The organism is Variovorax gossypii (assembly GCF_003965815.1).
Taxonomy (GTDB): Bacteria; Pseudomonadota; Gammaproteobacteria; order Burkholderiales; family Burkholderiaceae_C; genus Variovorax; species Variovorax gossypii.
In genome coordinates, this window is the sequence record NZ_RXOE01000003.1 from 207,096 (window position 1) to 229,738 (window position 22,643).

Sequence of the window (22,643 nt, forward strand, 5' to 3'; positions counted from 1 at the left end):
CGAGTTTCTTCACTCGTCCTGAAAGGTCATCGCAATGAAAAAAATGCTCGTGCCGGTCGGTCTGGCCCTGGCTCAGATGATGGTCGTGTCGGTGGCATCCGCGCAGTCTTCGGGCGAAGCGGACCCGGCTCAAGGAAAGGCGCGGCCCACGGCGCCCACCACCAGGGCGGAGCGCGCGGAGGCGCGCAAGGAGCGCCGCGTGGACGGCGCCGCGGCGGCACGCGGGCCGCAGATGCAGGAAGGTGAAGTCCGCGCGACCACAGCGCCAAAGATGTCGAGGGAAGAACGCCGCGCCGCCGCGGCCAAGCGCCGTGCGGCGAACCGCGAGGCGATGAAGGCGGGCCAGCTGCCGCGCGGCGGCAGCAACGACGCGCCGGAAAAGCAGAAGAAGCCCTGAAGAACGCCCGGCCTGCCGGGTTCTCAGGCGTAGGCCTTGGCCGAGCGAAGCTGCAGCAGGGCCAGCATCCTCGCCTCCTCCGCGTCGCGCAGGCTCTTGGCGGCGCGGCTGGCGGCGTACGTCACGTAGAGCGTGTCGACGGCCTTCTGCCAACACTGGATCGTCTGATACGCGCTGTTGGCATCCCCCGGCCTGGCCGGCACGGTGTATCCGGCCTTGCGCAGGATGTTGGCTTTGTGTTCGGTACTGAGCATGTCGTGACCCCCCGAGTCGATGGTGTCAGGTGCCACGGTACGCTCGTTGCGTCCTGTGCGCTATTAGCTACACGACGTATCCAGATGTAGGAAAACCCTACCCTGGAGGGGTTGAAACTAGGCCATAAGGATTAGCCGATGTCGCTCGATTGCCACACCAGCGTGGCGGCGGTGAGGTCTTCGAGGGCGCTGCCGACGGCCTTGAAAACCGTGCGTCCGGCCTCGTTCGGACGGCCGGGCTGCTCTGAACGGCACAGCGTGGCGAGCGTGCCGCGGACATCCTCGGCGCGCAGCGTGCCGGCCGCCATCGCGTCGAGCAGGTCGCCGGATTTCTGCAATGCCTCTTCGGTGTCGATGCAGACATGCGCGCCCGCGAAGCATTGCACGTCCGCCTCGCGCATTGCGGGCGTGAAGCTGCCGATCAGGTCCAGGTGCGAGCCCGGCGCCAGCCATTCGCCGCGCACCAGCGGCGCGGTGGCCAGCGTGGCGCAGCTCACGATGTCGGCTTCTCGCACGGCGGCTTCCAGGTCGGTGGCGGCCCGTGCGTTCCAGCCCTCGGCACGCCACTGCGCCGCCAAGGCCTCGGCGCCTTCAGGCCGATGGTTCCACACCCACAGCTCGTCGATGGGCCGCACGCTCGCATGCGCGGCCGGCAGCATGCGCGCGATGCGGCCGGTGCCCAGCACCAGCAGCCGGCGCGAATCCTGCCGCGCCAGGAAGGATGCGCCCAGCGCCGATGCCGCGGCCGTGCGGCGCGCGGTGATCTCGTTGCCGTCCATCATCGCCAGCGGCACGCCGGTGCGGGCGTCGTACAGCACGTAGGTCGCATGCAGGCCGGGCAGCCCCTGTGCGCTGTTGCCGGGGAAGATGTTGATGGTCTTGATGCCCAGGAAGCCCGCGTCGCTCCATGCCGGCATGATGAGCACGGTGCCCTTGCTCCCGGCGGCTTCGATGGCGTGCACGTGGCGCGGCGGCACCCGGGCTTCGGCCGCGAAGGCCGCGCGCAATGCGGGCACCAGCCGATCGAAACCGAGCGGTGCGCGGGTGGCGGCTTCGTCGAAATGCTTCATGGCTGTGGTCGTCACTGCTGCATCGGATGCTGTGCCGACTCGAAGAACTCGGTCAGCGCCTTGCGGTAGGCGGCGCCGTAGCGCAGGGCCGTCATCGGCTCGAGGTGGCCGGCGCCCGGCACTTCGATCAACCGCCTGGGCTCGCGCGCCTCGGCCAGGAGGCGCTTCGAATGCGCGAGCGGAATCACCTGGTCGGCCGTGCCGTGGATCAGCAGCAGCGGAATGGGCGCCACTGCAGCCACGTACTTCGACGCCGCGTACTCGTCGCTCACCAGCAGGCCGGCGCCCTTGAGCTTGTCGTTCGCGATCGACGAATAGGAATAGAAGGTCGACTCGATGGCCGCCGCCTTCACGCCCGCGCGGTTGCCCGCGCCAACCACCGCGATGGCGTTGGTGCCGCCCAGGCTCTGCCCGAAGACGAACAGCCGCTCGGGGTCGACGTCGCCGCGCGAGCGCACGTAGTTCAGCGCGGCGTTGGAGTCCTCGAACACGCCCTTGGGCTCCGGCTTTCCTTCGGACTGGCCGTAGCCGCGGTAGTCGAAGACGAACACGTTGTAGTCGCGCTTCGGCAGCCAGGCCACGAAGCGCCAGTGCGTGCTCATGTTCTGCGCGTTGCCGTGGAAGTGCACCACCGTGCCCTTGGCCTCCTTCGGGTTCTGGCGGTTCTCCGCGGGCAGGAACCAGCCGCTGAGGCGCGTGCCGTCGGCGCTCGCGAACTGCACGCTCTCGTAGCGCATGCCCAGCGCGTCGGGCGTTTCGTAGCGCACGTTGTCGGGGTAATAGAACATCGACTGCACGCAGCCGCCCAGCATGAGCGGCAAGGCGCACATCGCCAGTCTTCCGAACCAACGACGCACCGCGCCGCCCTTCATGCGGGCTTTCCGCCGGCAGATGCCGCGCGGTTTTCCGCGAGCATGTTGCAGAAGAGCGCGCCCTGTTCGATGGCATCGTCGAGCGCCACGTGCGTGTGCGGCAGCCCGGCATCGAACCAGCGACGCGGCATGGCGCGCTTGGTGCTGTCGCGGTAGTCGAGCCTGAGCATCGCCATCGCGAACGACTTCACGTCGAGCGCCGAGTGGCTGAACGGGCTCTCGCCCGCGAAGCGCATCAGGTACCAGTAGACGAAGAGAAAGTCGAAGCCCGCCGGATACGCGACGAACACCGGCCGCGCATTCAGGCCCTTGAGCCAGCTCACGTAGTTCTTCATGGCGTGGGCCGGCTCCTGCAGGTCGGTGCGGCAGGCGGCCCAGGCCTCGGGCTGGGTCTTCCACCAGGCGGCGGTCTTGGGGTCGGCCTCCGCGCCGGGCAGCGTGTGCAGGTTGGCGCTGAAGGTGGAGACGAGCTGCTTGTCGGCCGTGTAGGCGGCCGAGCCGAAGCTGAGCATCGAGTTCGGGCCCGGGATGGGGCCGTCGGATTCGACGTCGGTGCTTATGTAGATTTCTGACATGGGTTCAATCGATTTCGAGGATGGACCCGACCGAGCGTTGGAGTTCTTCTATCAGTTCGGGGTCCATGTATTTGTATTCGTCGGGAATGTCGAGCACGTGGACCGGCTTGTGCGCCAGCATCCGCGAGAACTCGGCCATCAGCCTCGACTTGTGCTTCTCTTCCATCACGAGGATCACGTCGGCCCATTCGATGTCGTCGACGGAGACCCTGTGCCGCGCATTCGGGCTGGTGCCGGCCGAGCGCGCGGAAACCAGCGGATGCCGGCGCCAGAGCTGCTCCGCCGTCGGGCTGCGCCATTGGTTGCGACTGCAGATGAAGAGGACGTTGCGCATGGGTCGTTCGGGGGCTTGGGTCAGCTGGAAGACATGCATGTCACGCCAGTTGCCCGATGAGTTCTCCATCAGCGTGACTGCCGTGCATGCCGCGCGCACGGCGCCCGATGCGATCAGGCGCGACTGGAGCTCGATGGCAGCCGCATCCGCGTCGGCCGCACTGCCGTGCGCCACCGAGAGATGCGGAACGACGCTGTCGTGCTCACCGCCGTACGGCGGAAATTCGGGAAACGCTTCCGCCAGCGCCAGGGTCATCTCGATGAAGGGTGCGGCCGGCTCCGGCGCAAGGTAGGCGGTTTCGGGAAAGCGTCCGACCTCGCGCAGGGCGAAGTCGAACGCCGGCGTCCGGCTCAGTGCCTGCTGCGCGCGTTGCAGCACTTCGGCGCCGATCAGCGCCGGGTCCATGAAGGGAACGAGCACCGTGATGTGAGCCGGTACTCCCTGCACTGCCGTCGCGTCGTAGCGATGGCGCAGGTCTGCGACCAGGTGCTCGGCTGCGGGGACTTTCACGGCGAATGCGGAAATGGCCATCGCGGCGGAGGATAGCTCAGGCGTTCGCTATCCGGCCCCATTCCAGGCCGTGCTTGACGAGGTACTTGCGCAGCCGGTCGGCGTCGTTCACCACGCTGCGCTGCGCGCGCGAAGCCTGAAAGAGCTGGCGGCCGGCGTCGGACAGGCTGCGCGACTGCCGGCAGACGCGCACCACCGCCTCGAGCTGCAGGCGGTCGAACAGGTCGAGGGCCGATGCGCGCTCCTCGCCGAGCAGTGCGTCGAGGTCGACGTCGCTGCTGGTTGCGGGTGCGGTGCCCGCGTGCTTCCACAGCCAGCGCAACCGCGCGATCTCGGCTTCCACAAGCGCCACCGGAATCCGTCCGCCGTCGGCCAGCGTGGTCAGCCGCGTCACGCTGGCCGAGAGGTCGCGGAAGTTGCCGCTCCAGATCGCCTCGCCGCTTTGCGCGAATCGCAGGTAGGCGGCGCGCGCCTCGGCGTTGAAGCGCACCACGCGGTTGTTCTCGGCGGCGTGGATGGCCAGCAGGTGGTCGACGTTGGGCTCGATGTCCTCCGGCCGCTGCGCGAGGCCAGGCAGGTCGTAGGTCCAGAGGTTGATGCGCGCGAACAGGTCTTCGCGGAAGCGGCCCTCGGCCACGTCGCTGCGCAGGTCGCGATTCGTGCCGGCGATCAGCTGGAAGTCGCTCTCCACTTCCTTGTCGGCGCCCACGGGGAAGAAGCGTTTCTCCTCGATGGCCTTCAGAAGCATCGCCTGCTCGTCGAGACCGAGCTCGCCGATCTCGTCGAGGAAGAGGGCGCCCTGGTGTGCGGTGCGCAGCAGGCCCGCGCGGTCGGCCGCGGCGCCGGTGAAAGAGCCCTTCTTGTGGCCGAAGAGCGTCGATGCCGCGCCATCGCCGCGCAGCGTCGCGCAGTTCACCTCGACGAACGGTCCCGTCATCTGGTGGCGCGACTGCTTCAGCTCGAACATGCGCCGCGCGAGGAATGATTTGCCCGCGCCCGTCGGCCCCACCAGCAGGATCGGCGCGCGCGAGCGCACGGCCACGCGCTCGATCTCGTCGATCAGCGCATTGAAGCGCGCGTTGCGCGTGGCGATGCCGCTCTTCAGGAAGGCGACCGCATCGCGCTGCTCCGCGTCGAAGCGCCGCGCGATCACGTCGTAGCGCGACAGGTCGAGATCGATCAGCGTGCACTTGCCGGCTTCGCCTTCGCGCTGCTTCTTCGGCGGCGAGGTTTGCGCCAGCACGCCGGGCACCACGTGCGATTCGGACAGCAGGAACATGCAGATCTGCGCGACGTGCGTGCCGGTGGTGATGTGCGTCCAGTACTGCTCGCGCTCGGTGTCGAAGCTGTAGCCGCGCGCCCAGTCGTACAGGCGGGTGTAGACCTCGCCGAAGTCCCACGGGTCCGCGAGGTCCAGCGGCACGAGGTTGACCGTGGTCTCGGGCGACACGGTGGCGATGTCGGCCTTCACCACCTCGGCCAGCGCCTTGTGCCGCACCGTGTAGAGCAGCTCCATGCGCGAGACGACCATGTCCTCGTGCTGCGCGAGCGAGACGGTGGGGCGCCACTTGTTCCAGCGGCCCGCGCCCTGGCCGGCGTCGAGCTGGGTGCCGAGGAAGCCGATGACGACGATTGGCTTCATGAATAAAAAGTTAGCTGAATTTATACGAAATGCCTGGATGCTAGCAGGTCGAAGGCAGCATGAATCGATCGGTGAAAAAGAATTTATTTATTCATATCAATAACTTACGCGATTTTCGAATGCGTTTTCACCTTGCTTTTTCCGGCCTGGCACGCTGGCTGCAATAGACAACCCGTCGGATGCAGTTCATCCGCTCGCAGGTGCCGCATGAAAGCGGCCCGGTGCCGCAGGCCAGATCCTGTCTTGGGTTCGCGGTATGCCGCTGTTGAACTGGCTGGCAACTGAACTTGTTTCAGTTCTGCTCATGGTTGAGCACCGTGCTAACCACACGGCGTTGTGGGTTCGATTCCCGCGAAAAACCCTGGCGGTGCTCGCACCGCCATCTGATGGGGCGAAAGCCCCCCGCCCCGGCACACCGGAGCGATGGCGCAGGGCCCGAAAACCCTGCGGCGCGCGACACAGTGCCAAGCGCAGGCGGCTTGCGCACCGCGTGCGTGGCAAGGAACTGCGTGTGGCCATTGACGGCGAGGGAAGTGACGGCGTTGCGCATGCAACGAGGGAGGCACCGACCGGACCGCGCGACCGCCGCATGTCAGGCCTTGGCTGCTGCAGTGTCCGCCGCCTGCCCTTTCGAGGGCCTTGATTGATTGATGAAGTAACGACCGATTGACTGGCTGAGCGAACGAAAGAACGAACGAAGCGAACAGCCGAACCGAACAAACAGGAGAAGAAAAATGCTGGGTTTCAACCAATACACCATCAAGAAGAACGAACGCGCGCTGTTGCTGCGAAACGGGGATTTCGAGCGATTGCTCGGCCCTGGAAAGCATCGCGTGTTTGCGGGCTTCGACACCGTTCAGCTGCAACGCTTCTCGCTCGCCGACCCCGTGTTCGAACACGAGCTGGCCGACTACTTCCTGGCTCGTGAGCCTGAACTGGTCGAGCGCGAGTTTGTGCAGGTGTCGCTGGCCGAGACCCAGGTCGGCCTGCGCCATGAAGACGGCGTGCTGGTGCAGATCCTGCCGCCCGCGACGCGAAAGCTGTACTGGCGCGGCCTGCGCGAGCAGCGCATCGATGTGATCGACGTGGCCGCCGATGCGCGCCTGCCGGCCGAGCTGCTGGCAAAGCTGCAGAGCGTGGCGCTGCGCCCGCGTGCGGTGCAGGGGCTCGAAGGCGTTCTGCTGGTGCAGGTGCCCGAGTTCCATGCCGGCGTGCTGACGCTCGAAGGACAGATGCAGGCCTTGCTGCCGCCGGGAAACCACGGTTTCTGGCGCTTCAACCGACAGGTGGCAGTGACCTGCGTGGACCTGCGTTCGCAGATCGCCGAGGTGAGCGGACAGGAAATCCTGACCCGCGACAAGGTGGGCCTGCGACTGAACATGTCGGCGGTGTGGCGTTTCACCGATGTGCGGCAGGCCATGGCACAGATGCCGAAGCCTGCCGAGCATGTATATCGCGAACTGCAGTTCGGCCTGCGCGCCGCCGTCGGCGAACAGACGCTCGATGCGCTGCTGGAAAACAAGGCGGCGATCGACCAGACGGTGCTGGCACAGGTGCGCGAACGGCTGGAAGGTACCGGCATCGCGCTGGAAAGCGTGGGCGTGAAGGACATCATCCTGCCCGGCGAGATGAAGACCATCCTCGCCCAGGTGGTGGAGGCAGAGAAGTCGGCCCAGGCCAACGTGATCCGTCGCCGCGAGGAAACCGCGGCAACGCGCTCGCTGCTGAACACCGCCAAGGTGATGGAGGGCAACCCTGTCGCATTGCGGATGAAGGAACTCGAAACGCTGGAGCGCGTGGCCGAGCGGATCGACAAGATCTCGGTGGTCGGCGGTCTGGACCAGGTGCTCAACGGACTGGTGACGCTTCGGCCGAACGGTTCCTGAGCGATAGCTCGGAAAGAGAAAGAAGAGATACGGGCACGCAGGCACAGAAGGGAGCGCCACTGCCAAAAATGTTGATATTGCCGGCAGCCTGGGTAAGACCAGGTACGGCGGGCAAGTCGGTCGACGAGCAAGGTTGAGGATGCAGGTGCTGGCTCCGATGACGGGTCTGTCACTGGCGCGCGTTTCCAATCGTCGACTGGGCCGCTGGATTCAAACACCACGGTCGCCGTATTGATGCGGGTTCGAATCCCGCCGTGTCCACCAATGAAGCGCAAAGGGAAAGAAAAATGATCGAAGAAGAATCGCAGGCAAAGGATCTGATCGCATACGACCTGCACGACGCAGGCTGGGCCGAAATGAGCTTTCGCGCCGAGCCGCAGCGGCTGGAGTGCGCGGTGTCCTATCTGCACGACTCGCTGGGCGATCTCGCGCGCATGGGCCTGGCCTTGCAGAAAGGCTCGGCGCATGCGGAGGCGGTGTTCATGGATGAGCCCGGCGAAGCGATCCTCGTGGTCACCGGCACCGGGGATACTTTGCAGTACGAGCTGCGCCAGTACCGCGATTGGGCAAGCTGGGGCATCGTCGCGGTGGACGACCACGAGGTGGTCGCGCAAGGCGAGATTCGGCGTGCCGAACTGGTTCGCAACATCCATGCGATCCTGCAGCGCATTCATGTGGAAGTGGGGCCCAAGCGATACCGCGAGATGTGGGTCGAGCACGACTTCCCGCTGCGGGACTACGAAAGCCTTTCCATCGCGCTGCACAAGCGGTCGATGGCCTGAACGAATTTGACGAACGAGACGATGATGAAAGAAGCAAATCAAATGAACTACAACCTGCACGAAGTCGCCAACGGCGTTCCCGTGAAGATGTGGACCCGCGGCGTGCCCGTGGAAGACGAGGCGCAGAAGCAGCTCGAGAACGCGGCCCGCCTGCCCATCGTCTTCAAGCACATCGCGGCCATGCCCGACGTGCACTACGGCATCGGCGCGACGGTGGGTTCGGTGATCCCTACCTTCAAGGCCATCATCCCGGCCGCGGTTGGCGTGGATATCGGTTGCGGAATGATGGCGTGCAAGACCACGCTGAATGCCAACGACCTGCCCGACAACCTGGCGCCGCTGCGCTCGGCGATCGAGAAGGCCGTGCCGCACGGCTCCAATCCCAAGCGCATGGGTCGCGACAAGGGCTCGTGGGAAACGCCGCCGAACGAAACCGATGTGGCGTGGGGTGCACTCGTGGACGAGTTCGACGCGATCTGCGAAGACTATCCGCGCCTGAAGAACACCAATAACCACAAGCACCTGGGAACGCTGGGTACGGGCAACCACTTCATCGAGGTGTGCCTGGACGAGGCGGGTTCCGTGTGGTTCATGCTGCACTCGGGTTCGCGCGGCGTGGGTAACGCCATCGGCACACACTTCATCGAACTCGCGAAGAAGGACGCCGAGCAGCACCAGCGCAACCTGCCCGACCAGGACCTGGCGTACTTCGAAGAGGGCGCCCAGTACTTCGGTGACTACGTGCGCGCGGTGGGCTGGGCCCAGAAGTTCGCGCGAGCGAACCGCGAAGTGATGATGCAGCGCGTGGTCGCGGCCGCGCGCAAGGTCATCACCAAGCCTTTCGAGGCGCACGTTGAAGCGGTGAACTGCCACCACAACTACGTGAGCCGCGAAACGCACTTCGGCGAAGACGTGCTCGTGACCCGCAAGGGCGCGGTGAGCGCCAAGGCCGGCGAGCTGGGGATCATCCCCGGAAGCATGGGCGCCAAGAGCTACATCGTGCGCGGAAAGGGCAATCCGGAGAGTTTCATGAGCTGCAGCCACGGCGCCGGTCGAAAGATGAGCCGTACGAAGGCCAAGAAGCTCTACACCGTGGCCGATCAGATCGCCGCGACGGAAGGCGTGGAATGCCGAAAGGACGCCGACGTGATCGACGAGATCCCGATGGCCTACAAGGACATCGACGCGGTGATGGATGCGCAGAAGGACCTGGTGGAGGTGGTCTACACGCTCAAGCAGGTTGTTTGCGTGAAGGGTTGAGGACGCTGTGGGAGTCGAATACCGCATCAGGATGGCAACGCCGTCACGAGCCGCCGCGGAGGCCATCCTGAGGAAGGCCGGCCGCGGCTGCCATCTGGAAATGAATGGCACTGGTGGGGCTTTCCATTCGTCGGCGGTGTCCGCGCCGACGAAGTGGCCGGAGGCTTCGGTGGGCATTGAAGCCGATGGCCTTGTCATCTGCCTGCATGCGAACAGCGACTTCGCGCGGCAGGTGTTTGGCCGGATCGTTCAACTCGCTGCGGGCGAAGGTGTCGTGACAGTGGAAGAGCTATAGAGGAGAGGTTCGGAGAAGCGGGCCTGCCTTCGTAGCAATGTATTACGGAGGTTCGAAAAGAATGAAAAGCAACAAGCAACAAGCAACGCCGCGCCGAGATCAAGGCGCATCGCCTCGGACGTGCCGCTGTGCTGGCTGCGCGCCTGCGCGTGCCGGACGCGCGCCAGCCTCAGATCGAGTGGGCGCATCCGCTCGACTGGGAGCCGGCAGATCGGCTTGTCCTGGGGTTGTACAACAACACCTGCTGCCCACTGCCCGCCTTCTATGCGGCACGCCAGTTCACCTGCCGCGATTGCGGAGCTGAAGAAGTGTGGACGGCCAAGCAGCAGAAATGGTGGTACGAGACGATGCACGGCCATATCGATAGTCGTGCCGTGCGTTGTCTTGCATGTCGGCGCGCACGGCGCGAGCGGTTGCGGACCGCCGCACCTGGCGCCAACCTTCTGCTCGAGAGGACGAAGCGTCTGCGTGCATCGGGTGCAGCAAAGCCGAGCGCACAAGCCAAGGCTGAAGTTCGGGCCGCCCTGCAAAGCAAATGGTGGAGCCTGCGCGTCGTGGCGATACAGACAATGGGGCGCTGGGGCGGCGAGGCGAACCTTGAAAGGCTCCATGCGTTCATGGCGGCTCGTCCGGAAGGCGGGCGCCGATACTCCGGATGGGAACGGGTTGCAGCGGATGCAGCGAGGAGCGCGCTTGCGCGCAGGGAGTGATCGAAAAGATGATGATGAAACTGACTTTCCTGGGGACCTCCTCCGGCACCCCCACGCGCCACCGCAATGTTTCCGGCCTCGCCGTGCAGACGGTGCTCGGTGCCGACTGGTTCCTGATCGATTGCGGCGAGGGTACGCAGCACCGTGTGCTGCAGACGCCACTGTCCCTGAACGACCTGGCCGCCGTCTGCATCACGCACGTGCACGGCGACCATTGCTACGGCTTGCCTGGACTGCTCGCGAGTGCAGGCATGGGCAAGCGCACGAAGCCGCTGAAGCTGATTGCGCCACTGCCGGTATGGCAATGGTTCGAGGCCACGCGTGCGTTGACCGATCTGCATCTGCCCTACGAAGTCGAGCATGTGGATCTCGAAGAGCAGCAACTGGTGTATGAGGCACCCGGAGTGCGCATCGAACGTCATGCGTTGCTGCATCGAGTGCCCAGCCACGCCTATCGCGTGCAGGTCGAGACGCGGCGCGTGCGGCTGAAGGCAGATGCGCTGCGAGCCGTCGGCTTGCCTCCCGGTCCGGCGTGGCGCGTGCTGCAGAGCGGCGAGGATGTGCCCTTCGACGGTGGAGTGCTGCGAAGTGCCGACTTCGCAGATACGCAGGTCGACACGGCCGCTGCGGTGGTCGGCGGCGACAACGCCGATCCGGCGCTGCTGCGCGATGCATGCAAGGGCGTGCAGCTGCTGGTGCACGAAGCCACCTTCACGCAGGACGCACTCGACAAGGTCGGTCCCGGCCCGATGCACAGCTCCGCACGCCTGCTCGCCGAGTTCGCGCAGTCCGCCGAAGTGCCGAACCTGATCCTTACGCATTTCAGCGCGCGCCACCAGAACGAAGAAGGCATGGCGGCGCTGATGGCCGAGACGCAGGCGCACTACCGCGGCCATGCGTTCCTGGCCAACGACCTGGACACATACGAGCTCGACAGTGCCGGCAACGTCACCGTCTCCCGAGGTTGATTGAAGAAGAAAGAAGAAAGAAAAAGAAGATTGCCATGAACACCGAAGAAGAATTCCTGCGCTCCGCCCACCCGATCGAGCCCGCCATGCGCGCGCAGATCATGGAGGCCCTGCGCGACATCGAACAAAAGCACGACGTGACCGTGCTCTTCGCCTGCGAATCCGGCAGCCGAGGCTGGGGCTTCGCCTCGCCCGACAGCGACTACGACGTGCGCTTCATCTACGTCAACCGCCTGCCGTGGTACCTCACGGTGACGCCACGCCGCGACGTGATCGAGGTGCCGATCAGCGGCGACCTCGACATCAACGGATGGGATCTGCGCAAGGCGCTGGGCCTGATGCGCGAATCGAACCCGACGCTGCTCGAATGGCTGCGCTCGCCGGTCGTTTACCGCGACGACGCGACCGCGATGCCGCGCTTTCGAGAGCTGTCGGAGGCGGTGTTCTCCAACGCGCGCGGCTGGCATCACTACAGCTCGATGGCGAAGAAGAACTTCCGCGAGCACCTGCAGGCCGACGAGGTGCGCTACAAGAAGTACCTCTACGTGCTGCGCCCGCTGCTGGCTGCACGCTGGATCCGTTCGCATCCGGGCGTGCCGCCGATGCGTTTCGCCGACCTGGCGCAGCGCACGCTCGACCCGGTGCGCGACGCCGCGCTGATCGACGAGATCAACGCTCTGCTCGAAGTGAAGATGCGCGCCGGCGAATCCGCGACCAGCCCGCGCTGGAACGGCATCCATGCATTCATCGAATCGGAGCTGGCGGCCAACGCCGCGGAGCCGGTGACGCCGCTGCCGCAGTCCGAGCAGGCAGGCCTCGATGCCTTCCTGCACGAGACCGTGCTGCGCTTCGAGAAGCAGAAGAATGACGAGGAGGCCGCTCATGGTTGAACTCGACGGCTCCCAAGGCGAGGGCGGCGGCCAGATCCTGCGCACCAGCCTCGCGCTGTCGATGGTCACGGGCCAGCCCATGGCCATCGAGAAGATCCGCGCTGGCCGTGCCAAGCCGGGCCTGATGCGCCAGCACCTCGCGTGCGTGAACGCGGCCGCTGCCATCAGCGGCGCGGAAGTCGATGGCGCCGAACTCGGGTCGCAGTCTCTGCGTTTCGTGCCCGGCCCGGTGCGTGCTGGCGAATACCGCTTCGCGATCTCCGGCGCGGGCAGCTGCATACTGGTGCTGCAGACCGTGCTGCCGCCTCTGCTGCTGGCCGGTGCGCAGAGCCGCGTGCACCTGAGCGGCGGCACGCACAACCCGATGGCACCGCCTTTCCATTTCCTGGAGCGCGCCTTCGCCCCGCTGGTGCGCCGCCTGGGTGCGGACCTGCAGCTGACGCTGCGTCGCTGCGGTTTCTATCCGGCCGGCGGTGGCGAGGTCGAGGCAGTCATCGAGCCGGCAGCCGGCGCGCTGCAGGGCTTCGACCTGATGACTCGCGGAGCGCACCAGTCGAACTACGCCGAGTGCCTGGCGCCGGGCCTGCCGCGCCACGTGCCGACGCGCGAGCTCGACACGCTGGGCGGCGCGATGGGCTGGTCCGGCGAGCAGCTGCGCTTCGGCTCGGTGCGCCAGAACGAAGGTCCGGGCAACGCGCTGCTGGCGACGCTGGCCTACGAGCACGTCACCGAAGTGTTCACGGTCTTCGGCGAGAAGTCGCTGAGCGCCGAGCAGGTGGCGCATGGGCTGGTGAAGGAGCTGCGCGCGTTCCAGAAGAGCGAGTCGGCCGTCGGGCCGCATCTCGCCGACCAGCTGGCGCTACTGCTGGCGCTCGCGGCGTGGCAGGGCAAGAAGGAATGCGCCTTCACCTGCAGCGAGGTGACCGAGCACACGCGCACCAACTGCGCGGTCATCGAGCGCTTCCTGCCTGTGTGCTTCGCGATCGTCGAAAGCCGCCAGGCTTCGACGGTACGGGTCTCGCCGATCTAATCCAGGTCAGGCCAGCGGCGTCGCGTTCGCGTACAGGCGCAGCAGCATCGCGCGCAGCGTCTTCACCTCCGCTGCGCTGAAATCCGAGGTCGCAACGGCCTCGTAGTGCTGCGCGAGCGGAATCAGCTCCAGCGTCAGGGCGAGCCCGCGCTCGGTGAGCGCGATGCGCACCGCGCGCTTGTCGGTGTCGCATTTCTCGCGCGCCACCAGTTCATGTGAAGCCAGCCGGTCGACGATGCGCGACAGCGCCGAGAGATCGGTGGATGCGTGCGCGGCCAGCTCCGACAGCGTCTGCTGCGGCGTGTGCTGCAGCGACGCGCAGACGCGCCATTCGCTGAGGCTCAGTCCATAGGGTTTCAACGCCTTCGCGAAGGCATTGCCCATGCGTGCGCCGGCGCGCGCCAGGAGGAAGGGGATCGCCTTCTCGAGATCGTGGTCTTGGGGGAGGGTTTTCATCTAGACATGCTTGAACAATCAAGTATATAGTCCGCCGCAATTACTTGAATAATCAAGTAAAAAAGGAGACGAGGATGAACCTGAACATTTCCCGGAGAGCTGCCCTTGCATGGGCTCTTGCGTCCTTTCTTCCCTGTGCGGCGACGCTGGCGCAAGCGCAGGGCACGGCGGCCAGATGGCCGCAGCAGGCGGTGCGCTTCGTGGTGCCGTTTCCGGCGGGCTCCGCGCCCGACGTGCTGATCCGCCACGTAGGCGCCAAGCTCGGCGAGAAGTGGGGACAGGGCGTGATCGTCGACAACAAGCCCGGCGGCAGCGGCGTGATCGGCATGAACGCGATCCTCGCGGCGCCGACCGACGGCTACACCTTCGGCTTCGTGCAGGGCTCCGCGATCTCGGTGGCGCCCAGCACCATCAAGGGCGTGACCTACGACTTCAACCGCGACTTCGTGCCGGTCACGCTCGCGGCCGTCGCGCCCTTCATGCTCGCGGTGCCGGCCAACTCGCCCTACAAGACGCTCGCAGACTTCATCGCCGCCGCGCGCGCCAAGCCGCAGGGCATCGAGGTGGCCGACAACGGACGGGGCACGGCGCCGCACCTGGCGTCGGCATTGCTGGGGCTTCAATCAGGAGCGCAGTTCCTCGAAGTGCATTACCCCGGCGGCGCGCAAGCCATGCAGGCCACGCTGGGCGGCCAGACGCAGATGATGGTCGAGACCTACAACGTGGTCGCCGGCAACGTGCAGGGCGGCCGCATGCGCGTGCTGGCCAGCATGGGCGACCGCGTCGAGGCGGGACTGGAGCAGTTCCCGCTCGCGAGCAGGACGGTGCCGGGCGCGGTGGCGCACGGCTGGTTCGCCGTGATCGCGAAGAAGGGCGTCGACCCGACGGTGCTCGCGAAGCTCAACAGGGACATGAACGAGGCGCTTCTCTTGCCCGACGTTGTCGCCAAGTCGCGCGAGCTCGGCACCTACCCGCGCCCCGGCACCCCCGAACAACTGGCGAGCTACATCGCCGAAGACCGCAAGACCTGGCAGGCCGTGCTGGACAAGCTCAATATCAAACCGGAGTGATTTCCCCATGAAGAACAAGATTGCGCTCGAAGAGCATTTCGCGATCGACCTGACGATTACCGATTCGCAGGTGTACGCCCGCCCCGAGATGTGGCAGGGCCTGAAGAACAACCTGCTCGACTTCGAGCAGCAGCGCATCGAGCAGATGGACGAGTGGGGCACCGAGCTGTCGATCCTCTCGCTCAATTCGCCGGCTGTGCAGGGCATTCCCGACGCGAAGCGCGCCGTCGAGGTCGCGCGGCGCGCGAACGACGTGCTGGCCGAGCAAATCAGGCGCCATCCCACGCGCTTCGGCGGATTCGCCGCGTTGCCGATGCAGGACCCCGAGGCGGCCGCGCGCGAGCTGGAGCGTTGCGTGACGCAGCTCGGCTTCCACGGTTTCCTCGTCAACGGCTTCTCGCAGGTGGGCGACGAGAACACCGTCGTCTACTACGACGATCCGCGCTTCGCCGATTTCTGGTCGACCGCGGCTGCGCTGAAGAAGCCCTTCTACATGCACCCGCGCGACCCGCTCCTGAACCGCGAGCCGATCTACGAAGGCGCGCACTGGCTCACCGGCCCGACCTGGGCCTTCGCGGTGGAAACGGGCATCCATGCGCTGCGACTGCTGTCGAGTGGCCTGTTCGACCGCCACCCCGAGCTGCAGATGATCCTCGGCCACTTCGGCGAAGGCATTCCGTTCAACATCTGGCGCGTGGATCACATCCTGCGAAAGGGCCGTCGCGGCATGCCCTGCGACAGGGAGATCGGCGACTACCTGCGCAGCAACGTGCACATCACGACCAGTGGCAACTTCCGCACGCCCACGCTGCTGTCGACCATGCTCGAAGTGGGTTCGGACCGCATCATGTATTCGGTCGACTACCCGTTCGAGAAGCACGAGGACGCGGCGCGCTGGTTCGACAGGTGCGAGATCAGCGAGAACGACCGCCGCAAGATCGGCCGCGACAACGCGGTCAAGCTCTTCGGGTTGAAGTGACATGAGCACGCGGCACAAAGACACGCGCCCCGTGCTCGTGGCCGGCGGCGGCATCGGCGGCCTCGCGGCGGCGCTGGCGCTGGTGCGCGAGGGCTACCACGTGAAGGTGATCGAGCAGGCGGCCCACATCGGCGAGATCGGCGCGGGCATCCAGCTCAGCCCGAACGCCTTCGCGGCCTGCGATGCGCTGGGCGTAGGGGAGAACCTGCGCGCCAAGGCGGTCTACACCGAGGAGATGGTGATGTTCGACGCACTCGACGCGAAGCGGGTGGCCTCCATCTCTCTGTCGGACGGATTCCGCAATCGCTTCGGCAACCCCTATGCGGTGATCCATCGTGCCGACATCCACGGCGCGTTGCTCGAGGGCGTGAAGGCCACGACCGAGGGCATCGAGTTCCTCACCTCGACCAAGGTCGTGCACATCGAGCAGGACGAGGGCGGCGTGACGCTCATCGACGCGCAGGGCAACCGCCACGAAGGCCAGGCCGTGATCGGCTGCGACGGCGTGCGTTCGGCGGTGCGCCAGCAGTACGTGGGCGACAGCATCCGCGTGTCGGGCCACGTGGTGTTCCGCGCGGTGATCGACACGGCCGACTTCCCCGAGGCGCTGCGCTTCACCGCGCCATGCATCTGGGTCGGGCCCAACTGCCACCTGGTGCACTACCCGCTGAAGGGCGGCGACAAGTTCAACATCGCCGTCACCTTTCACAGCGACCAGCCCGAGGAGTGGGGCTCGATGGACGGCGATCCGGCCGAGGTGCAGCGCTATTTCCGCTCGACCTGCGAGCAGGTGCAACAGCTGCTGCGCATTCCCAAGGCCTGGAAGCGCTACTCCACGGCCGACCGCAACCCCATCGAGCAATGGACCTTCGGCCGCGCCACGCTGCTGGGCGACGCCGCGCACCCGATGGTGCAGTACCTGGCGCAGGGCGCCTGCATGGCCTGCGAGGACGCGGTGACGCTGGGCCTCGCCCTGCGCCGCGAGGAGGGCGACTGGCCGCGCGCGCTCGCGCTGTACGAGCGCTCCCGTGTGGCGCGCACCGCGCGGGTGGTGCTGTCGGCGCGCGAGATGGGCCGCATCTACCACGCCAAGGGAGTGGAGCGGCTGGTACGCAACAGCATGTGGAAGGGCCGTCCGCAGGAACGCTTCTACGACGCGCTCGAATGGCTGTACGGATGGACGGCCGCCAACTGCCTCGACGACGAGGCCGTCGCGTGAAGCTCCTGCCGAACTCCCCGGACACCGGTGGCGCAGCCGCGGCCGCCGCCATCGACATCCCGGCGCTGATCGACAGCCACCCCGTCGGTACCTTCCAGAAATGGATATTGCTGCTGGTGGGCTGCGCGGTCGTCATGGACGGCTTCGACGTGCAGGCCATGGGCTTTGTCGCTCCCGCCATCGTGCAGGCCTGGGGCATAGAGAAGGCTGCGCTGGGCCCCGTGTTCGGCGCGGGCCTGCTCGGCATGCTGGTCGGCTCGCTGGTGCTGAGCGTCTGCGCCGACCGCATCGGGCGCCGCCCGGTGCTGCTCGGCGCCACGGTGTTCTTCGCCCTGTGCATGCTGGCCACCGTCTTCGTCCGCACGCTCGACCAGTTGCTGGCGATGCGCTTCATCACCGGCATCGGGCTGGGCGGCATCATGGCCAACGCCAGCGCGCTGGCCAGCGAGTACAGCCCGCAGCGCCGCCGCGTCACGCTGATGATGTGGGTGTCGTGCGGCTTCACGGGCGGCGCGGTGCTGGGCGGGCTGATCTCGGCGGTGCTCATCCCCTGGGGCGGCTGGCGGGCGGTGTTCGTCTTCGGCGGCGTGGTGCCGTTGCTGATCGCGGCGCTCATGTGGCGCTACATGCCCGAGTCGATGCAGTTCCTGGTGCTGCGGGGCCGCAAGCTCGACCGGGTGCAGCAGTGGCTGGGCCGCATCGCGCCCGGCGTGCGCGCCGGCCCCGGAACCCGCTACGTGGTGCACGAGGCGAAGCAGGACGGCGCACCGGTGGTCGAGCTGTTCCGCGCGGGCCGCGCACCGGCCACGCTGCTGCTGTGGGGCATCAACTTCATGAACCTGCTCAACCTGTTCTTCCTGGCGAACTGGCTGCCCACCATCGCGGTCGGAGCGGGCTACAGCGCGGGCACGGCGGTGCTGGTGGGCACGCTGCTGCAGGTGGGCGGCGTGGTCGGCACGGTGGCGATGGGGCCGCTGATCGACCGCGTGGGCTTCTACCGCGTGCTGGTGCCGGTCTTCGGCGTCGCGGCGATTGCCATTGCCGTCATCGGCCAGCCGGCGTTGCCGCTGATGCTGCTGCTCGCGGTGGTCTCGGTCAGCGGCTTCTGCGTGGTCGGTGCGCAGCCCGCGCTCATCGCGCTGGCCTCGGGCGTCTACCCGACGACGGTGCGCGCCACCGGCATGGGCTGGAGCCTGGGCATCGGCCGCGCGGGCTCCATCGTGGGGCCGGTGCTGGCGGGTTGGCTCATCGGGCTGCACTGGACGAACAGCGCGCTCTTCATCGCGGCGGCCGTGCCGGCGCTGCTGTCCTGCGCCATGGTGCTGTGCATGGGGCGACTGAAATTCACGGGCGCCGCCGCGCGCCCGGCAACATCTTCCGGAGAAAACGAATGACGACGACAACCACAACCAACGACGACACTGGGCGCGGCCTGGTCCTGGCCGCGCGAGTGCTGATGGCGGCGATCTTCCTGGTGGCGGGCGTGCGCAAGCTCCTGACCTACGGCGCAACGCTCGGCTACTTCGGCAAGCTCGGCATTCCGCTGGCCGACGTGGTGCTGCCGCTGACCATCGCGCTCGAAGTCGGCGGCGGGCTGCTGCTGATCGCCGGCTGGCGCGTGCAATGGGTGGCCGGCGCGCTGGCCCTGTTCACGCTGGCCACGGGCTTCATCGCGCACGCCTTCTGGGCGGCCGACGCGGCGCAGTTCAACGGGCAGCTCAACAACTTCCTGAAGAACGTGGCGATGGTGGGCGGTTTTCTCGTGCTGATCGCCCATGCCTCTGCGGCCGGGCGCAAGGCAGGCCCCGGAGGTTGAGCGGAAAACTCCTTTCCGTTCCTGTCGTTGAACCGGTCCCGGGCCGGCGAGACACTCGCGCCCATCGCAAACCAGCGATGGAGACAAAAGAAGCCCATGACCGACACAGGTTCAATCGCCACGCGCCGCATCGTCGACGTGCAGTGGCTCATCAACGCCCGCCCGCTGTCGCCCTACCAGTGGGGCATCGTGGCGATGTGCTTCCTGATCGTGCTGCTCGACGGCCTCGACACCGCCGCCATGGGCTTCATCGCGCCGGCGCTCGTACGCGACTGGGGCGTGCCCAGTGCCTCGCTGGGCCCGGTGATGAGCGCCGCGCTGGCCGGGATGATCTTCGGTGCGCTGGGCTCGGGGCCGCTGGCCGACCGCTTCGGGCGCAAGGCGGTGCTGTGCATGTCGGTGGCGGTGTTCGGAGGTTTTTCACTGTGGTCGGCCTTCGCGACCGGCATCGACCAGCTCGTGGTGCTGCGCTTCCTGACCGGGATCGGGCTGGGGGCGGGCATGCCGAACGCGACCACGCTGCTGTCGGAGTACACGCCCGAGAAGGTCAAGTCGCTGCTGGTGACGACGATGTTCTGCGGCTTCAACCTGGGCATGGCCGGCGGCGGTTTTCTCTCGGCCGCGATCATTCCGCACTGGGGATGGCACAGCCTGCTGCTGATCGGCGGCATCGTGCCGGTGCTGCTGTTGCCCGTGCTGCTGTTCTGGCTGCCGGAGTCGGCGCGCTTCATGGTGGTTCGGGGGCAGCCCGTCGAGCGCATCCGCAAGGTGCTGCAGCCGGTCGCTCGCGAATCGCTGGCGGGCGTCGAGCAGTTCACCATTCCGGGCCAGCAGGCCCGAGGCATGGGGCCGCGCGGCCCGGTGCTGGCACGCATGTTCGCCGGCGGCCTGGGCCCGGGCACGCTGCTGCTGTGGGGCACCAATTTCATGGGGCTCATCATCATCTACCTGCTCACGAGCTGGCTGCCGACGCTGATGCGCGAGAGCGGCGCATCGATGACGCAGTCGGCCGTGGTGGGAGCGCTGTTCCAGTTCGGCGGCGTGCTGAGCGCGGTGGGCGTGGGTTGGGCCATGGACCGCGGCAACCCGCACAAGGTGATCGGCATCTGCTACCTGCTGGCCGGGGTGCTCGCCGTGGCGGTGGGCCACAGCATGGGCAGCGGGCTGGCGCTCGTGCTGCTGGTGCTGTTCGCGGGCATGTGCATCAACGGCGCGCAGTCGGCCATGCCCTCGCTGGCGGCGCGCTACTACCCGACCCATGTGCGGGCGACGGGCGTATCGTGGATGCTCGGCATCGGGCGCTTCGGCGCGGTGCTGGGCGCCTGGCTCGGGGCGGCGCTGCTGGGCCTTGGCTGGAACTTCGAGCAGGTGCTGACGGTGCTGATCGTGCCCGCGGTGCTGGCGATGACCGGCGTTCTCATCAAGGGCCGTATCAGCCATACAGATGCTGCATGAACATTCGAGAGACAGGAAAGCCATGACCACACCATCGTTCGTCTACAACAGCGTGCCCCAGCGGGTGGTTTTCGGCGCCGGTTCGCTGCAGCACCTGGCACGCGAGATCGATGCGCTCGGCGCGCGCCGGGCGCTGGTGCTGTCCACGCCCGAGCAGCGCCTGCAGGCCGAGCGCGTGGCCGACATGCTGGGCGCGCACGCGGCCGGCGTGTTCGACCGTGCCGTGATGCACGTGCCGATCGAGACCGCGCGCGAGGCGAGGGAAGTGGCCACGCGCCTGGGCGCCGACTGCGCCGTGGCCATCGGCGGCGGCTCCACCACCGGGCTGGGCAAGGCCATCGCACTGGATTCGGGCCTGCCGATCCTCGCCATTCCGACCACCTACGCGGGCTCCGAGATGACGCCGATCTACGGCATCACCGAAGCCGGCATGAAGAAGACGGGCAAGGACTTCAAGGTGCTTCCGCGCACCGTGATCTACGACCCCGAGCTCTCGCTGGGCCTGCCCGTGGGCATGAGCGTGACCAGCGGCATCAACGCCATCGCGCACGCGGCCGAAGGGCTCTACGCGGTCGACTCGAACCCGATCATGGACCTGATGGCACAGGAGGGCATCGCCGCTCTCGGCCGTGCGCTGCCGGCCATCCGCGCCACACCCAAGGACCCGGATGCGCGCAGCGACGCGCTCTACGGCGCATGGCTGTGCGGCACGGTGCTGGGCAACGTCGGCATGGCGCTGCACCACAAGCTGTGCCACACCCTGGGCGGCAGCTTCAACCTGCCGCATGCCGAGACGCACACCATCGTGTTGCCGCACGCGCTCGCCTACAACGCCGAAGCGGCGCCGCGGGCCATGGAGCGCATCGTGAAGGCGCTGGAGGGAAGCGGCAGCGCCGCGCAGGCGGTGTACGACCTGGCGCGCGACAACGGTGCGCCGGTCGCCTTGCGCGACATCGGCATGAAGGAAGCCGACCTGGACCTGGCCTGCGAGCACGCGCTCAAGAACCAGTACCCCAACCCGCGCCCGCTGGAGCGCGCGGCGATCCGAGCATTGCTGCAGAACGCCTGGGAAGGCGTGCGGCCCTGAGCTCGGGCGTCAGGGGCGTGCCGTGCCCGGCAGGCCGGCCTGCTGCGTGAACGAGACGCTGGGCTTCTTGTAGGCGGCAGGCACTTCGTCGCGATAGAAGGCGCGGCGGTCCAGGCTTTGCAGCGGGTTGTTCGCGGCGGCCACGGCTTGCTCGCGAACGGCGTTGCGATCGAGCGTGGACTTGAAGGCCACGGCGCCTTCGGCGGCGGTGTCCGAATACGTGTTGCCTTCGCGCGTGGCAGCCACGGCTTCGGCGTTCACGTCGGCGCGGCTGGCCGACGAGGTGATGGCATGCACGCCGTCATAGGCTTCGGCATGCGCGGCGGCGGCGCCCAGCAGGGCGAAGGCCGCGGCGAAAGCGGAAGAGGCGATGCGTTGCTTGGTGTTCATTGCGGGAGTCCCTTTGGTTCACTGCGTGGGCGGCGGTCATTCGTCGTTGCCACGGCATGCAGTGTCGAACCGCGGCGCGATGGGCGCTGTGCGTTTGCGCACCGCTTCGCGCAATCGGGTATCAGGCAATAGGGCAAGCCGCCGTCGATATACACGCACAAGAAAAAACCGGCCCTGCTTTCGCAAGGGCCGGCTTCGGTGCGCTCGCTCGCCGAAGCGAGGCGGATGGCGGGTGCCGATTACAGCGGCAGCGCGTCGCCACGTGCGGCAGCGCGGGCTGCTGCACGCACAGCGGCGCGGTCGACCGTGCTGGCCACCATCGGGGCCACGCCCGACGAAGCGCCTTCTGCGTAGGGGTTGTCGGCATGCGCGGCGGCAACGGCTTCGGCGCGAACCGTGGCGCGGGTGGTCGACGAGGCGATCACCGCGGCGGGGCCGGCGTCTGCGCCGTCGGCGTAGGGGTTGTCGGCGCGAGCGGCTGCCACCGCTTCGGCCCGCACGTCGGCGCGGCTGGCGGCGGAGGTGATCGGATGCACGCCTTCATAGGTTTCGGCGTGTACCGCGCCCGCTGCGCCCAGCATGGCGAATGCGATGGCGGAGAGAGCGGCGATGCGTTGCTTGGTGTTCATGATGCGAGTCCCTTTGCTGACTGGTGTGGGCGGCGGACATTCGTCGTTGCCACGGGATGCAGTGTGA

Annotated in this window: 25 protein-coding genes; 16 read left to right on the forward strand and 9 right to left on the reverse strand. The window is 67.0% G+C overall.

Annotated features, from left to right (window positions below; genetic code table 11):
• The first annotated feature begins 34 nt into the window (after positions 1-34).
• The gene (locus EJP69_RS15830; protein WP_093206618.1) at positions 35-397 is read left to right on the forward strand and encodes a hypothetical protein; all 363 of its coding nucleotides are present in this window, start codon (positions 35-37) and stop codon (positions 395-397) included.
• A gap of 23 nt (positions 398-420) precedes the next feature.
• On the opposite strand, the gene EJP69_RS15835 is transcribed toward EJP69_RS15830, so the two are convergent.
• From EJP69_RS15835 to rtcR, 6 genes are all read right to left on the reverse strand, one after another.
• Entirely contained in the window at positions 421-651 is a 231-nt protein-coding gene (locus EJP69_RS15835; RefSeq protein ID WP_093206715.1) for a hypothetical protein, read from the reverse strand.
• Positions 652-782: 131 nt separating this feature from the next.
• Positions 783-1,721, reverse strand: a complete 939-nt coding sequence (gene lhpI, locus EJP69_RS15840; RefSeq protein WP_126471340.1) for a bifunctional Delta(1)-pyrroline-2-carboxylate/Delta(1)-piperideine-2-carboxylate reductase — start codon at positions 1,719-1,721, stop codon at positions 783-785.
• A gap of 11 nt (positions 1,722-1,732) precedes the next feature.
• Positions 1,733-2,551 (reverse strand): alpha/beta hydrolase, encoded by an 819-nt coding sequence (locus EJP69_RS15845; protein ID WP_240652171.1) that lies wholly within the window; start codon positions 2,549-2,551, stop codon positions 1,733-1,735.
• A gap of 38 nt (positions 2,552-2,589) precedes the next feature.
• Positions 2,590-3,168: a 3'-5' exonuclease family protein gene (locus tag EJP69_RS15850; protein ID WP_126471343.1), complete on the reverse strand. Its 579-nt coding sequence runs from the start codon at positions 3,166-3,168 to the stop codon at positions 2,590-2,592.
• 4 nt (positions 3,169-3,172) lie between these two features.
• Complete coding sequence (locus EJP69_RS30080) at positions 3,173-4,012, reverse strand: 2'-5' RNA ligase family protein (RefSeq protein ID WP_420824218.1); 840 nt, start codon at positions 4,010-4,012, stop codon at positions 3,173-3,175.
• 37 nt (positions 4,013-4,049) lie between these two features.
• Complete coding sequence (gene rtcR, locus EJP69_RS15860) at positions 4,050-5,654, reverse strand: RNA repair transcriptional activator RtcR (RefSeq protein ID WP_126471347.1); 1,605 nt, start codon at positions 5,652-5,654, stop codon at positions 4,050-4,052.
• A gap of 734 nt (positions 5,655-6,388) precedes the next feature.
• On the opposite strand from rtcR, the gene EJP69_RS15865 reads away from it, so the two are divergent.
• The 8 genes from EJP69_RS15865 (at position 6,389) to rtcA (ending at position 13,475) form a co-directional block, all read left to right on the forward strand.
• The gene (locus tag EJP69_RS15865; protein WP_093304316.1) at positions 6,389-7,540 is read left to right on the forward strand and encodes a slipin family protein; all 1,152 of its coding nucleotides are present in this window, start codon (positions 6,389-6,391) and stop codon (positions 7,538-7,540) included.
• A 287-nt stretch (positions 7,541-7,827) separates the two neighbouring features.
• Positions 7,828-8,322 (forward strand): hypothetical protein, encoded by a 495-nt coding sequence (locus EJP69_RS15870; RefSeq protein WP_126471349.1) that lies wholly within the window; start codon positions 7,828-7,830, stop codon positions 8,320-8,322.
• 24 nt (positions 8,323-8,346) lie between these two features.
• Entirely contained in the window at positions 8,347-9,582 is a 1,236-nt protein-coding gene (locus EJP69_RS15875) for an RtcB family protein (protein ID WP_476718506.1), read from the forward strand.
• A 31-nt stretch (positions 9,583-9,613) separates the two neighbouring features.
• Entirely contained in the window at positions 9,614-9,877 is a 264-nt protein-coding gene (locus EJP69_RS15880; protein WP_126471353.1) for a hypothetical protein, read from the forward strand.
• Positions 9,878-10,005: 128 nt separating this feature from the next.
• Positions 10,006-10,587 (forward strand): zinc-ribbon domain containing protein, encoded by a 582-nt coding sequence (locus tag EJP69_RS15885; protein WP_240652172.1) that lies wholly within the window; start codon positions 10,006-10,008, stop codon positions 10,585-10,587.
• Positions 10,588-10,601: 14 nt separating this feature from the next.
• Positions 10,602-11,555 carry a ribonuclease Z gene (locus EJP69_RS15890; protein ID WP_240652173.1) on the forward strand — a complete coding sequence of 318 codons (954 nt, stop codon included), beginning with the start codon at positions 10,602-10,604 and terminating at the stop codon, positions 11,553-11,555.
• A 35-nt stretch (positions 11,556-11,590) separates the two neighbouring features.
• Positions 11,591-12,445, forward strand: coding sequence for a nucleotidyltransferase domain-containing protein (locus EJP69_RS15895; RefSeq protein WP_126471359.1), 855 nt, complete (start codon positions 11,591-11,593; stop codon positions 12,443-12,445).
• Positions 12,438-13,475: an RNA 3'-terminal phosphate cyclase gene (rtcA, locus tag EJP69_RS15900; RefSeq protein WP_126471361.1), complete on the forward strand. Its 1,038-nt coding sequence runs from the start codon at positions 12,438-12,440 to the stop codon at positions 13,473-13,475. The genes EJP69_RS15895 and rtcA overlap by 8 nt, the downstream gene beginning before the upstream one ends.
• A 6-nt stretch (positions 13,476-13,481) precedes the next feature.
• On the opposite strand, the gene EJP69_RS15905 is transcribed toward rtcA, so the two are convergent.
• A complete protein-coding gene (locus EJP69_RS15905; RefSeq protein WP_093206630.1) occupies positions 13,482-13,931 on the reverse strand; it encodes a MarR family winged helix-turn-helix transcriptional regulator in 450 nt (149 codons plus the stop codon).
• 74 nt (positions 13,932-14,005) lie between these two features.
• Between EJP69_RS15905 and EJP69_RS15910 the strand changes: the two genes are divergently transcribed.
• The 7 genes from EJP69_RS15910 to EJP69_RS15940 all read left to right on the forward strand — a co-directional run bounded on the left by EJP69_RS15910 (position 14,006) and on the right by EJP69_RS15940 (position 21,557).
• The gene (locus EJP69_RS15910) at positions 14,006-15,001 is read left to right on the forward strand and encodes a Bug family tripartite tricarboxylate transporter substrate binding protein (protein ID WP_126471363.1); all 996 of its coding nucleotides are present in this window, start codon (positions 14,006-14,008) and stop codon (positions 14,999-15,001) included.
• Positions 15,002-15,008: 7 nt separating this feature from the next.
• A complete protein-coding gene (locus EJP69_RS15915) occupies positions 15,009-15,980 on the forward strand; it encodes an amidohydrolase family protein (protein ID WP_126471365.1) in 972 nt (323 codons plus the stop codon).
• 1 nt (position 15,981) lies between these two features.
• On the forward strand, positions 15,982-17,199 hold the full coding sequence (locus EJP69_RS15920) for a 3-hydroxybenzoate 6-monooxygenase (protein WP_126471367.1): 1,218 nt from the start codon (positions 15,982-15,984) through the stop codon (positions 17,197-17,199).
• Positions 17,196-18,593, forward strand: a complete 1,398-nt coding sequence (locus tag EJP69_RS15925) for an MFS transporter (RefSeq protein ID WP_240652174.1) — start codon at positions 17,196-17,198, stop codon at positions 18,591-18,593. Before EJP69_RS15920 ends, EJP69_RS15925 begins: the two co-directional genes overlap by 4 nt.
• Positions 18,590-19,015 (forward strand): DoxX family protein, encoded by a 426-nt coding sequence (locus EJP69_RS15930; RefSeq protein ID WP_126471371.1) that lies wholly within the window; start codon positions 18,590-18,592, stop codon positions 19,013-19,015. The genes EJP69_RS15925 and EJP69_RS15930 overlap by 4 nt, the downstream gene beginning before the upstream one ends.
• A 96-nt stretch (positions 19,016-19,111) precedes the next feature.
• Positions 19,112-20,470, forward strand: a complete 1,359-nt coding sequence (locus tag EJP69_RS15935; RefSeq protein ID WP_126471373.1) for an MFS transporter — start codon at positions 19,112-19,114, stop codon at positions 20,468-20,470.
• A 22-nt stretch (positions 20,471-20,492) separates the two neighbouring features.
• Entirely contained in the window at positions 20,493-21,557 is a 1,065-nt protein-coding gene (locus tag EJP69_RS15940; protein ID WP_126471375.1) for a maleylacetate reductase, read from the forward strand.
• Between the two features lie 9 nt (positions 21,558-21,566).
• Here the strand turns inward: EJP69_RS15940 and EJP69_RS15945 are convergent, their stop codons facing one another.
• Both EJP69_RS15945 and EJP69_RS15950 read right to left on the reverse strand, forming a co-directional pair.
• Positions 21,567-21,947, reverse strand: a complete 381-nt coding sequence (locus tag EJP69_RS15945) for an alpha/beta hydrolase (protein ID WP_126471377.1) — start codon at positions 21,945-21,947, stop codon at positions 21,567-21,569.
• A gap of 239 nt (positions 21,948-22,186) precedes the next feature.
• Entirely contained in the window at positions 22,187-22,576 is a 390-nt protein-coding gene (locus EJP69_RS15950; protein WP_093206639.1) for a helicase SNF2, read from the reverse strand.
• Positions 22,577-22,643 lie beyond the last annotated feature (67 nt).

Coding starts and splice junctions, on each gene's coding strand:
- EJP69_RS15920 (WP_126471367.1), top strand. CDS start 15,982: ATGAGCACGCGGCACAAAGACACGCGCCCCGTGCTCGTGGCCGGCGGC.
- EJP69_RS15910 (WP_126471363.1), top strand. CDS start 14,006: ATGAACCTGAACATTTCCCGGAGAGCTGCCCTTGCATGGGCTCTTGCG.
- EJP69_RS15845 (WP_240652171.1), bottom strand. CDS start 2,551: ATGTGCGCCTTGCCGCTCATGCTGGGCGGCTGCGTGCAGTCGATGTTC.
- lhpI (WP_126471340.1), bottom strand. CDS start 1,721: ATGAAGCATTTCGACGAAGCCGCCACCCGCGCACCGCTCGGTTTCGAT.
- EJP69_RS15865 (WP_093304316.1), top strand. CDS start 6,389: ATGCTGGGTTTCAACCAATACACCATCAAGAAGAACGAACGCGCGCTG.
- EJP69_RS15915 (WP_126471365.1), top strand. CDS start 15,009: ATGAAGAACAAGATTGCGCTCGAAGAGCATTTCGCGATCGACCTGACG.
- EJP69_RS15950 (WP_093206639.1), bottom strand. CDS start 22,576: ATGAACACCAAGCAACGCATCGCCGCTCTCTCCGCCATCGCATTCGCC.
- EJP69_RS15930 (WP_126471371.1), top strand. CDS start 18,590: ATGACGACGACAACCACAACCAACGACGACACTGGGCGCGGCCTGGTC.
- EJP69_RS15875 (WP_476718506.1), top strand. CDS start 8,347: ATGAAAGAAGCAAATCAAATGAACTACAACCTGCACGAAGTCGCCAAC.
- EJP69_RS15895 (WP_126471359.1), top strand. CDS start 11,591: ATGAACACCGAAGAAGAATTCCTGCGCTCCGCCCACCCGATCGAGCCC.
- EJP69_RS15940 (WP_126471375.1), top strand. CDS start 20,493: ATGACCACACCATCGTTCGTCTACAACAGCGTGCCCCAGCGGGTGGTT.
- EJP69_RS15935 (WP_126471373.1), top strand. CDS start 19,112: ATGACCGACACAGGTTCAATCGCCACGCGCCGCATCGTCGACGTGCAG.
- EJP69_RS15870 (WP_126471349.1), top strand. CDS start 7,828: ATGATCGAAGAAGAATCGCAGGCAAAGGATCTGATCGCATACGACCTG.
- EJP69_RS15835 (WP_093206715.1), bottom strand. CDS start 651: ATGCTCAGTACCGAACACAAAGCCAACATCCTGCGCAAGGCCGGATAC.
- EJP69_RS15880 (WP_126471353.1), top strand. CDS start 9,614: ATGGCAACGCCGTCACGAGCCGCCGCGGAGGCCATCCTGAGGAAGGCC.
- EJP69_RS15945 (WP_126471377.1), bottom strand. CDS start 21,947: ATGAACACCAAGCAACGCATCGCCTCTTCCGCTTTCGCCGCGGCCTTC.
- EJP69_RS15905 (WP_093206630.1), bottom strand. CDS start 13,931: ATGAAAACCCTCCCCCAAGACCACGATCTCGAGAAGGCGATCCCCTTC.
- rtcR (WP_126471347.1), bottom strand. CDS start 5,654: ATGAAGCCAATCGTCGTCATCGGCTTCCTCGGCACCCAGCTCGACGCC.
- EJP69_RS15830 (WP_093206618.1), top strand. CDS start 35: ATGAAAAAAATGCTCGTGCCGGTCGGTCTGGCCCTGGCTCAGATGATG.
- EJP69_RS15850 (WP_126471343.1), bottom strand. CDS start 3,168: ATGTCAGAAATCTACATAAGCACCGACGTCGAATCCGACGGCCCCATC.
- rtcA (WP_126471361.1), top strand. CDS start 12,438: ATGGTTGAACTCGACGGCTCCCAAGGCGAGGGCGGCGGCCAGATCCTG.
- EJP69_RS15890 (WP_240652173.1), top strand. CDS start 10,602: ATGAAACTGACTTTCCTGGGGACCTCCTCCGGCACCCCCACGCGCCAC.